This window comes from Kandleria vitulina DSM 20405, from assembly GCF_000702065.1.
Classification (GTDB): Bacteria; Bacillota_I; Bacilli_A; order Erysipelotrichales; family Coprobacillaceae; genus Kandleria; species Kandleria vitulina.
In genome coordinates this window covers 27,974-39,606 of record NZ_KL370859.1, presented here as the reverse complement: position 1 = coordinate 39,606, position 11,633 = coordinate 27,974, and the positions used below count along the sequence as shown (strand labels likewise).

Sequence of the window (11,633 nt, the reverse complement as noted above, 5' to 3'; positions counted from 1 at the left end):
AGTTAGGGCTGTTCTTTAAAAGAGTGTAATTCTTTTCGTATTTTAAAAACTCGCCCTCAGAAAAGTAATACTGTCTTACATTGTAAATGGCATCATTGGCAAGATTCTTTGCTATATGGCACAGTTCTCTTATAGTTCTGTAATCTTCCTTTGAAAGACGCTTTACTTGCTGTTTTACGGTAAGATGCATACAGCTTTCTCCTTTCTAAAGACTCGGAAATAGGATTTCCTGTATGTATATTATACCATATATTTTACTGATATTTATCCCACGGCCTAAAGGCACGTGGGTTTTCTGTCGGGAACTTTATAAAGTGGATATCCTAGAAAGATGCCAATTTCATGGGGAAAAGAATCACTCATCAAATTGCATTTTAATCTTCCTAGTGTCGCATGAAGGCAATTGGTAGGATAATGTCGTTCTTGAAGAAATAGCTTAATCTCCTTTTTAGAAAGAAGATATTTTAATTGATTATAGTGGTAAAGATAAATGAGTAATCTATTTCACGTTTATCAATCGCAAAAAGACTTGCAACTTTTAGATGGGATAAGGTTGGTGAACAATATGTCACAAGTTTCTTTTGAAAGAGTCTGTAGCTTTCTTTCATATTACAAATTTAAAATCTTTTTAATAGCCTGAATATCTTCATCAGTGCCATCATTTTCTACATTGTAAAGTACTGGAACATCATACTGTTCACTAATAACTGTACCAGCTCCACAATAAGCTTCTCCATAGCTCTGATCTCCTGATACAATTACCCCCTTAAGATGATCAGAATGTACTGATAAGAAATCATCTACTTCTACAGGGACATCTCCATATCCATCTGTGTAAGTCAATAAGATAAAGTCTTCTGCAATATTCTCACTTCCATCTTCAATACGTAAAGCTGAATCAATCAATCCTAATTTCTCGATAATTGACTCTACATTACCAGTTCTTGATGCAAATACTGTTTTCATCTCTGTTCCTCCTTAGTTAGTTAAGACTAACTATATATTACGCTTCTTGGTTAGTTTTGTCAAACTAATAAAAAGAGAAGACTTATTGACTAAGCTTCTCTTTATAAGTATTTACATCTTCTGATAAGGCGGCTTTCTTCTGGATATTTAACTGAGTGTGATAATCTCCAAGAAGAACAGTCATTAATGATGACATATCCCCTTTATTGAAGATATGTTCTTTTGCGACATATTCATGATGATGGATTGTATCTTCAAAAGCGAAGATAACCATTTCATGAATAAAGGCTTCTCTTATCGCATTTAATATTTCTCCACCATAATTGATATCAAAATAATACTGGCAGTTTTCAATAAGCTTTTTTGCATGACTTTCAGTAATATTAGGATATAATCTTACATTCTTATATGATCCGTACTTCAATAGTTTTCCAGACATTTCGGTGATGGCTGCTATATGAATCTTACGGTCCTGACAGGCTTCTACGAGTTCATTTAGTTTTTCTATCTGGTCTGAATTTGTGAGAATGACAATGTCTTTCTTTTTATCATTCTTCTTGAAGTCATAGATCATACCTAACTCTTTAACCATATCTTGAGAAGCCCCTAATTCAATGAGCTTACGATATGCTTCTGGTTTTTGGACAAAGATTTTCTTTGTGCTAGTAGATTCTCCTGAAAGAATGACTTGCATATTGCCAGGAATTTCATCATAGATATCTTCCTGCCAGAAAAGAACATCTTCTCTTTGTCTATTAGGCATTCTTTGTGATACAAAGAATGGATGAGAAAGAGAGGTAAAGTAGATTGGCTGAGAGGCCATTCCCATTTTTTCTAAGAAGAAGATTGTAAACTCTACAATGTTCTTAAATAGTTTTATCTGATTATTTTCTAGATCATTGTAGATGATATCTTTAGTAATAAAGTTTTCAGTGATAACTTCCTGTCCTTTTTCATTATAGTAGGCTCTCATAACCCTACCAATCTTATGGAAGAAAGATGTCTGGGCATACTTTCTTCCTTTTAGATCATAGTGATCAGTTACGCATACTTTACCGTTTTCATCTAAATAATCAACATCTTTGATGTATCTTTTATGAGTTGGCTGATGATAGAAGATTCTTCCTCTTAATCTTGATCCTGCATAGATTTTTCCTTCACTCATAGTAGATTGAATACGGTCATAATGACGCATTGGCAATTTATTAAAATAAAGTGGTTCTCCTTCATCACTAGTAAAGACTAGATTCTTAAAAGGTGAAAAAATATCATCTGGCAATGTACCATCATAGTGCATACATACTGGAATGACATCATCATGTGTCTGTCTTAATGAATAAAGAAGGTCTTTGGCTAACTGGTTATATTCTTCAAATAATAATATCATAGCTGATCCTCCAAAAGATTTTTCCATTTTTTAGCGATTTCTTCATCTAGATATTCTTTGGCGATATCATAGGATGCCTGATGGAAATCGGGATGATCTTCTTCATAATATTTTACAATAGCTTCACTTAATGAAGAAATACAAGCATGCGTATCATAGGCATCATAATCTACAAGATAGCCATTATTTTTAATAAAAGTCTGGTTTCCATAAGGTACATCATATCCTATTAAGGCGCATCCTGAACCAACTGCTTCTAACAATGTCAAACCAAACCCTTCTGATCCAGAGGCACTAATATAACAGTCATACTGTTTGAATACTTCATCAAGGTTCTGATGTCCTTTTAAACGAATATAGGAATTGGCATTGTAGTCAGTGATCAATTTTGTTAATCGATCTTTTTCTCCACCTTGACCATAAATATCAAATACTAGCTGAGGAATTTTTTCATGGGCTTTTACGACTGCATGAATAAGGTGATCAATATTCTTCTCCGTTGCTAGTCTTGAAGCTGTCATTAAATGATAAGGTTTTCTTTCTCCTACTTTAAGTTCCTTAAGACTTCCTACCGGAATGGTTTCAATACGAGGAGTGGCATCATAATACTTCTTAAACTGTGCTCTTAGTGTTTCTTCTTGTCTTTTTGTAGATGAAAGAAAGAAACTTACATCTTTATGATGGTTAAATGAATATTCATAATAATTATTCCATAAAATATTATGTTCATCAGTTGATTCTTTATTATAGTGTTCAGCATGAATGACAACACCTAATTTAGCATCACCTATCGCCTTAAAGATTGCTGATTCCATTCCTGTATTACGATCTTCAATGACTACATCATCTTTTGTAAAGTGAAGCTGCTTTAAAAAATAACCGATAAAATCTTCTTTATTGTAGAAGAAATGTTCGTTTACACGATAAATGGAATCATCCCCATTAATATATTCATCAAGACCAATGCTGCCATCTCTATTATAAAAACAGCGACGATAAAGGTTAGCTTTATTATCATAAGGAACATAGTATTCTGTAAATGCTCTTTGACTTGTAAAGAAATCTTTTCTTATAAGACAGCCATCTGATACACATTCTACTCTATGAATATAGCGATGATCTCTTGTCAAATAGGCACACATATAACTGTTGTTTGGGAAAGAATAAATGATTTTGTTTCCATCTTCTTTTTTCTCAAAAGGAAGAGTGAACGTTTTTTCAAAGCGTTCTTCACTCATTGTCGTTGGTTCAATAGGCATATCAGTAAAATACTGATAAAGCCAGATGATCTCATCATCCTGAAAACCAATATTCTTTGTCATATGTTCAATATTTTCATATTGAAACATATCCATAAAAATAAACTTTGCCTTAAATCCTAATTCTCTTAATACTTTAGCTCGATAAGCTTGCGCATATTCTACACCACTGCTCGCCCATCCTATTCCTAAATTGATATTGTAAATGCTCATTGTATCACTCCTATGGCAACATCACTGTAAATGTTCCTTTTTCTTCTTCTACTATACTGCTAAGCATAACATTTTTCATGACATTTTTTTTAGCATGATCCATCATCTTCTCAAAAGCACGGTAGGCTTCCTGATGATATTCAAAAATAATGTTTTTTTGTGAATATCTTCTTAGTCCGATCGTTGCTCTTAACTGTTCAAGATAATCAACCTGTTCAATCCATGCGTTATCTAACGCATTCAATATAGCAATACGCATAAACTGATTATATCTGTTGCTTTCTTCTAATTCTTTTTTCTTGCTTAAAAAGCGCTCTTTTGCTAATTGAAGCAGTCCTTCTTTTTTATAAGAAAGCGTATCATCAATATGATATTCAATATGACTCAATATAAATCTTTGCATTTCATCTTTAGTTGGATCAGCAATAAAGAAGTCTTCGATATTTTCTTTGATGATGAAATTCATGAGTTCATCATAATCAATTTCATCATTAAGAAGACGATTACGTAATGTATAAATAATTGTTCTTTGTGCTGAAGTAGAACTATCAAATTCAAGTGTTCTATTACGTGAACGATAGGCTGAAATTTCATAGTTTTTTTGTGCCTGATCCATCATTTTTGTAATATGTTTTTTGGTAATCTCTTTAACGTTCTTATATGACTTTAAAGATGGTGCACCATATTCTTTGATGATTTCATCATCTAAAGAAACAAAGAACTTGCTTGTTCCAGGATCTCCCTGACGTCCAGCACGCCCTCTTGCCTGCTTTTCTAATCGCTGATTTTCCATTCTGCCAATACCTAATACCAGTAGTCCACCTAATTGTTTCACTTCATCAGAAAGCTTGATATCTGTCCCTCTTCCAGCAATAGCTGTAGCGATTGTAACTGCACCTAGCTGTCCGGCATTCTTTATGATTTCTGCTTCTTTTGCGACATTGTAGGCATTTAATACATTATGGGCAATATGATGGTTAAGCAGTACACGAGAGTAGATATAGGACATTTCAATGGAACTTGTAACGACAAGTACGGGCTGTTTTTTTTCATGTGCACGAATCAGCCATTTCATTGATGCTTCGAACTGTTCTTCAAAGCTTCCGTAGTAGCTATCTTTTAAGTCTTTTCTGGCAATTGGTATATGAGTGGGTATTTCAACGACATCTATATCGTAAACGGCCTTTATTTCTTTTCGATCTTCAATGACTGATCCACTCATGCCACTCTTTTTTTCAAACATGTTAAAGAATGCCTGATAAGTAATTGAAGCCATTGCTCTTGTTTCTGAAGAAGGGTTTAGTCCTTCTTTTACTTCAATAGCCTGATGTTGACCACACTTGAGTTTCGTATTTTCTACCATACGTCCTGAGCTTTTATCTAGCAGCATGATCTTATTATCTTTTACGACATATTGCTCATCTCTTTTAAATAAGAAATGGGCTTTTAATGCGACATTGATATGTCTTAATACTTCATAATAATCTTTTGTATAAAGATTATTTACACCAAAAAACTGTTCTGCTTTCGTTATTCCTCTTGGTGTCAGCCATACTTGTCTATCTTCTTCTTCATAGTCCCCTTCTTCTAAGGTTCCAACAAAATAATCTGTGCTCTTATATAAATTTGACTGTACTCGTGGAGCACCTGATATAACAAGGGGCATATTAGCAGCATCAAGTAGAACGGAGTCTACTTCATCTATGACTACAAAGTAGAAATCTCGCATGCATTTATCTTCTTTATTGATACATAGATTATCAAGAAGATAATCAAAAGTTAATGCTGAATGGGTGGTATAGATAATATCTGAATGATAGATTTTCTTTTTCTCATCAGTATCCATGCTCTCCTTAGCATCTTCTTTTACGCCAATACCGACCGTTAATCCAAGCCATTTATAGACTTGTCCCATCTCAAGAGCATCACGTCTTGCTAAATAGCCATTGCTTGTAATAAGAATAACTCCTTTTCCCGTAATAGCATTAAGATAGAGCGGCATAGTTGCTACTAAAGTCTTCCCTTCCCCAGTTTTCATTTCCGCAATTTTTCCTTTATGTAAAGCAATCCCTGCAAGAACCTGAACATCATAGGCATACATACCAAGAACTCTTCGAGATGCTTCTCTAATTGTCGCAAATGCTTCTGGTAAAAGATGATCTAATGATTCACCTTTCATATAGCGTCTCTTAAAAAGCACAGTCTGATGCTTTAATGTTTCATCGCTCATCGCTTTCATCTTATCAGAGTAGCTATTGACCTTTTTTAGCACTTTATTTAATTGTCTTAATGATAATTTATTTAATAATGATGCCATATAATCACTTCATTTTTTCTAAGATATATCGTTTGTCTGTAAATCTTTCTGTAAAATAACTATTCTCTTTACTCTTATAATCCACAACTTCTGATCGTGGATACTGTTTATGTAGCTTATAAGCTATTCGTCTAGAAACGGGTCCATACCCTATGAAAGTCAATTTTTTATATTGATTCATACTAATAACCTGATTAAATAGTTCACTTTCTTCTCTTCCTGGAAGAATAATAGGATGTTTTATCTTATCTAGTATATCTTTTGATGGATACTTTATAAGAGAAGCCTGTGGCTCTAGACAAAGTACTGTATATTCTTCTGCTTCTTCTAATGTAGAAATATATTCTTCTAGATAAAGATCAATACGTTCAAATACAATCTTATCCGCATTTCCTCTTAATAGCTGCATATCATAATAATAACAGTCTATTGGAAATGTGAAGGTGTCTTTATCTTTATTTGTCATAAAGAAAGAGACCAGTCTATCTCTTGTATCATAGAAATTGATTCTAATAAACCATCTATTCTTTGGAACTGATTCAATATATGAACGTATATGATATGTTCTCCCTGGTTCTAAAAATGGCAATAATGGCTCATTTTTTTCTTTTGAATAATCACTTATCATATGCCATTTCTTAATTGCGACTTCAGGAGGCATCATTTTATTTTCAAAGACGATTCTATAGTTATTGAGGGTTAGTGATGAACCATACAAGTATGTATCCATTGTTAAATCTCCCCAATGAACAACGTAGATATCCTTATCACTTTCCATTCTTGAAATCTTCCTCCATTATTCTTTTATATTGCATCAAGAACCAATTGAATATGGTCTTTCTATCATCATTATGTCGACCTTCTACTCCTTTACCATAGATCATGATATCTTTTCCTATCGCATGCGTAGTTAAAGAAGAAAATGCGTCTTTATCATAGTCATCATCTTTCATATAAGCGACCGCGATCTTCATATTAGAAAAGGTAGCTTTATCAAATTTATTCCAGAATCGATCATCGAGAAGCTTCACTGATGTCTTATCCAATTGACCATCACCATTCTGTTTTAAGACATCCAATGATGTTGGAAACACTTCTGGTCTAAATATTGTCTCATTGCTGGCGAGAGTCCCAAGATTTATCAATGGCTGTCCTACTACAATCGCATTTGGTGAAAAGTCACACCCATAGTACAGCGCTCCGTAGCTTCCCATTGATATACCTGAAAACAATAGATCCTTATTGGTAAAATGAAGTTCTTCCATTTTTTCTTGAATATACATCTTAATTCTTTTTTCATATTGAGAAGAACCAATATAGAAGCTTCCCCCATCAAGACGAGGATCAGATATGATAATAAACGGTGTTTTCATGTTTCTCATCATTTCAATATCTTCGAAACTTTCATCTTGATGATAATCAGAGAAATGAATCTGAAGAGGTGGTTTCATATTACCTGGTTCATAATAGAAAAGACATTCTTGTCTTAAATCATCATTATATCTTTCTCCACCTGGCAATAATTCTCCTTCTTCATATCTTGATTGTCTAACATGAAGGGGTCCTATTTTTAATTTTCCTGTTCCTTTTACATACAACGAAATATGCAAGGTTCCATCATAGGGAACTTCATCAATGAGTAATGGCTTATCAAGCATACTTTCATTGTATTGTTTTTCAAAACAGATGTGATCCATTGTATTTTGTTTTATTTCTTCTACAAATATCTGAAGATGAACATTTTCATCTTTCTGATATTCAAGCCATAAACTAACTGGATACTTCCTATTGATCTTAACGCCCTTTTTCCAATAACACGTCTGTGTCCACTCTGTATCATAATCTCCCTGAAGTGTCATATACTGACGACCTTCATAACTGATTGTTCCTCTAAAACTTCGATTAACACCAATCTGTCTAATAGAAATCTTTTTTGCTTTTTGTTCTACAAAGTAACGTGATGCAAGCAGCTTTATAAATGACATCTCATACTTCACAAGCATCTTTGCTTGTTTTTTATATATAAATGATCCCATCTGATAATAATCATAAACTTCTTTTGTAATATAGCATCCATAAACTGGTATAGCATCTGTTATTTCTTCTATTTCATAAGGAGAAAGTATCATATCAATAATAACAACCTGATAGTTTCCCAATTGATCAATATGACTAGTCTGAGTGACATGAATTTCTTCAGGACAATCTTTTAAAGAAATTGGTCTAAATCCAATATATAAAACATTAATATTTTGATGCATTATCTATTATCTCTCTCCATTTCTTCATAATTTTCTTTCCTGAATATTCTTGCATAAGATGGTAAGAATAAACCAATGAATCATTCCAATGATCAAGGTCTTCTAAGTAGAAGTACAATCCTTCAGCTACGCTATATCCATGATCAAGACAAAACCCATTCTTCTTATGATAAACATAATTGCTTTCCTGCTTTACTATCTGTGGAATACCTGTACTCATACCAGCAATCTGCGTATAGCTATCGGATGTTTCTCTTACATCTACAATGATTCTTATATCACTTAATAATGTAATAAGATCTCTTTCATCACTGATTATTTTTAAGAAGACTCTTTCATCTATTTTAAAAGGTGCTTCAAGTTGACTTAACATCTGATTGATTTTATCTTGTATTATTCCATCATAGTAATCTTCAAAATGATATAACCCAATATACAAATCAACCAACGGATGAGAAATCATGTACTTCATGATTTCTTCTAAATAAGAAAAAGAAGTATCATCAAGAATAAAATAAATCTTAAGCCTCATTGTACGTTGACTTTGTCCTAGTTTAAAACGTGTATCTAAAGGGGATATTGTGTAAACATTATTGACTTTATAAGAATCTTCAATAAGATTCTTTTTATCATTTGAATCAGTAATTATTACATCTACACGATGATATAAATATTCCCCTTTTACAATATCAAAACGGTTGCCAAATAAAGATAAAATAACTTTTTGTTTCCATATTGACTTCATTATCAGATCATTATGGTGTTCATCTGCAGCGATGACTACATAATCATCAAAGGAATAATAATATAATTTTTTTTGTAAATATTCTTTCATCATTTCTTCAATTGATTCATATCTCAATTTTCTAAAACGATGTTTCTGTGTTTCATTGATGACAACTTCGCCACTATTGAATTCATGTCTGAATTGCCATTCTCCTCTTTCATTGTAATATTCTTCATATTGAAGATTATCTTCCTTGTAATATTGAACACATGAAAGAAAGCCACGATCATCAAAAATCAATCTTTTACGTTCATTCTGGAATAGATCCACCCCAATCATATAGCCTTCTTTCCCAAAATATATTTTAGCGAAAAGAGCACCCTTTCTTTTTGCGAGCACAATATAGGGGGTATAGATCCACTCTACATCGGAAGGCCAATTGAGATCTTTATAGGAGTATAATCCTATTCTTTTTGATTGAATATCCTGCAGATCATCAAATACTGAAGTATAATCTACATCCATGATTTCTTCTCTATAAAGGAAATGTCTTAAATGAGGAGAGTAGCTTAATATCATTAATGATACTTCTTTATCTTCTTCTTTAAATATTTTAACCTGACTGACTGTATCATCAAAACGAGATGAAGAGGCTGTTCTATTCCAGTTCATTTCTTTTACTACAATACTTTCATCCTGATACCAAGAGGGAATAAACCAAATCATTATTTTTCTCCCCTTTCTAAATGAATCAGTCTTTTTTCATATACATTTCCTAATAAACGTGTATCAAATTCTTCTTTTACATTTAACACAATACTTGTAAGTATCATAAATGTTAACGGCATAGAGAATAAATCTGTTTTTCCTTTAAATGAGAACCCTACTAATAATGGGGTTACCATTATTATCATGATTATGATATTGCTTATTACAGTTAATACCAATAAAACCATATTTAAATAGTTCTTTGTCTGTTTACCTGGTCTCACATTTTCAATACAGTCTCCATTTTTTAATAGATTATCTGCAATATCTTTTGGATCCACAATAATAAACGATAGAATTATTGAGAATAAGAAGAACAATGAAATAAAGAATAATATTCCAGATAAATGTTCAATATCACAATACTTTACAAGCATTGAGAGTATCTTATTCTCTTTATATAATTCATGAAATGTATGAAACAGAGAAATCAGTAACGCATAAATTGAAACAATATACATCGATGGCAATGTCCCCAATGGATTAAGCTTAAATAATAAATAATTAGAACTTGCATATTCATTATGAATAGATGACTTATAAACAGGAATACGTACTTCTGATTGAGTCAATATAATTGTTACTGCAACAGTCATAAGAATATAGAAGAATACTATAACATATGCCATTATTCCTACATGGTTAAATGTATGACTACTGTATTTTCCAATTACCATACTGATGTTGATGATAATATTAATCAAGATTATGAGGGATGGTCCTCCTATTCCAAGTTTCATATTCTTTTCTACTAACCAAACAAGAAATAAACTTCCTGCAAATATTTCACATATTACAAACAAGAATAATCCCAATCTTCCATAACTGTTTAATGCTAAAGAATCAAATTTCATTGTACGTACTTTGGATATTGATTGTATTAATGTGAAACCTATCATCAATGTATTCGTAATGATTCTCATGCGGTGTGGTGCTACTTTATTTGATTTTTCATCCATAAAGAAGCCAATAATTCTAGCTAAAATCATAGCACTCATCCATGGAGATAGTCCTAAAAGAAAAATGGATGCATTTCCCCCATCATCACCAATCATACTTTCTACAATACTTTTCATATTAAGTAGATTTAATTGATGAGAATCTGCAATTACAAATGCTACGGGAATATTTTTTCCTAATATATATATTGTTGCGATCAATAGGGAGATAATTATTCGTTTCTTCATGCTACTTACCTTCTCTTAAAACAAAAGAGCAAGTAAACCTACTGTTTACCTGCTCTTTTTAGTTAATCGTTAGTAGATTTCTTTTTCTTCTTACCTACAACAGCTGCCATTCCAGTTAATCCCATAGCTGCCATAACTGCATCTTTTGTCATATCTGTGTTATCACCAGTTTTTACAACATTGTCATCTGAAACTGTTTTTGTCTCCTTCTCAGGAGTATATGAAGCACCATGATAATGAGTTTCATATTCACTGCCATATTGTACTTCACTTTCAGATGGTAATTCTGACTGATTTGCCTCTGATGTAGAGAATGAACTTGATTCACTTTCACTTACAAATTCACTACCAGACTCTGTATTACTATTGTCATATTTTGAAGCTGAATAACTTTCAGATTCAGAAATAGATTCTGATTCTGACTTAGACTTGCTTTCTGATTCGGATCTGCTTATTGATTCAGATTCAGATTTTGATTTACTTTCAGACTCTGATCTGCTTGTTGATTCGGATTCAGATTTAGATTTGCTTGTAGACTCAGATTCTGA

Annotated in this window: 11 protein-coding genes; all 11 read right to left on the bottom strand. The window is 32.5% G+C overall.

Going from position 1 to position 11,633, the window contains the following annotated elements; genetic code table 11:
* Positions 1–190: hypothetical protein (locus tag T513_RS0111210; RefSeq protein ID WP_031590149.1), on the bottom strand; the 190-nt coding region annotated here is incomplete at its 3' end.
* 86 nt (positions 191–276) lie between these two features.
* A complete protein-coding gene (locus T513_RS12705; RefSeq protein WP_080703164.1) occupies positions 277–492 on the bottom strand; it encodes a DUF3793 family protein in 216 nt (71 codons plus the stop codon).
* A gap of 117 nt (positions 493–609) precedes the next feature.
* On the bottom strand, positions 610–966 hold the full coding sequence (nrdI, locus tag T513_RS0111205) for a class Ib ribonucleoside-diphosphate reductase assembly flavoprotein NrdI (RefSeq protein WP_029071660.1): 357 nt from the start codon (positions 964–966) through the stop codon (positions 610–612).
* A gap of 82 nt (positions 967–1,048) precedes the next feature.
* Positions 1,049–2,353: an accessory Sec system glycosylation chaperone GtfB gene (gene gtfB / locus T513_RS0111200; RefSeq protein ID WP_035877225.1), complete on the bottom strand. Its 1,305-nt coding sequence runs from the start codon at positions 2,351–2,353 to the stop codon at positions 1,049–1,051.
* A complete protein-coding gene (gene gtfA, locus T513_RS0111195; protein WP_031590147.1) occupies positions 2,350–3,825 on the bottom strand; it encodes an accessory Sec system glycosyltransferase GtfA in 1,476 nt (491 codons plus the stop codon). Before gtfA ends, gtfB begins: the two co-directional genes overlap by 4 nt.
* A gap of 10 nt (positions 3,826–3,835) precedes the next feature.
* Positions 3,836–6,142, bottom strand: a complete 2,307-nt coding sequence (gene secA2 / locus T513_RS0111190; RefSeq protein WP_031590146.1) for an accessory Sec system translocase SecA2 — start codon at positions 6,140–6,142, stop codon at positions 3,836–3,838.
* A gap of 4 nt (positions 6,143–6,146) precedes the next feature.
* On the bottom strand, positions 6,147–6,920 hold the full coding sequence (asp3, locus tag T513_RS0111185) for an accessory Sec system protein Asp3 (protein ID WP_031590144.1): 774 nt from the start codon (positions 6,918–6,920) through the stop codon (positions 6,147–6,149).
* Complete coding sequence (gene asp2 / locus T513_RS0111180; RefSeq protein ID WP_051654447.1) at positions 6,910–8,403, bottom strand: accessory Sec system protein Asp2; 1,494 nt, start codon at positions 8,401–8,403, stop codon at positions 6,910–6,912. Before asp2 ends, asp3 begins: the two co-directional genes overlap by 11 nt.
* Positions 8,387–9,856 carry an accessory Sec system protein Asp1 gene (asp1, locus tag T513_RS0111175; RefSeq protein WP_031590142.1) on the bottom strand — a complete coding sequence of 490 codons (1,470 nt, stop codon included), beginning with the start codon at positions 9,854–9,856 and terminating at the stop codon, positions 8,387–8,389. The genes asp2 and asp1 overlap by 17 nt, the downstream gene beginning before the upstream one ends.
* Positions 9,856–11,085, bottom strand: coding sequence for a preprotein translocase subunit SecY (locus T513_RS0111170; RefSeq protein WP_031590141.1), 1,230 nt, complete (start codon positions 11,083–11,085; stop codon positions 9,856–9,858). Before T513_RS0111170 ends, asp1 begins: the two co-directional genes overlap by 1 nt.
* A gap of 62 nt (positions 11,086–11,147) precedes the next feature.
* Positions 11,148–11,633: hypothetical protein (locus tag T513_RS12335; RefSeq protein WP_031590140.1), on the bottom strand; the 486-nt coding region annotated here is incomplete at its 5' end.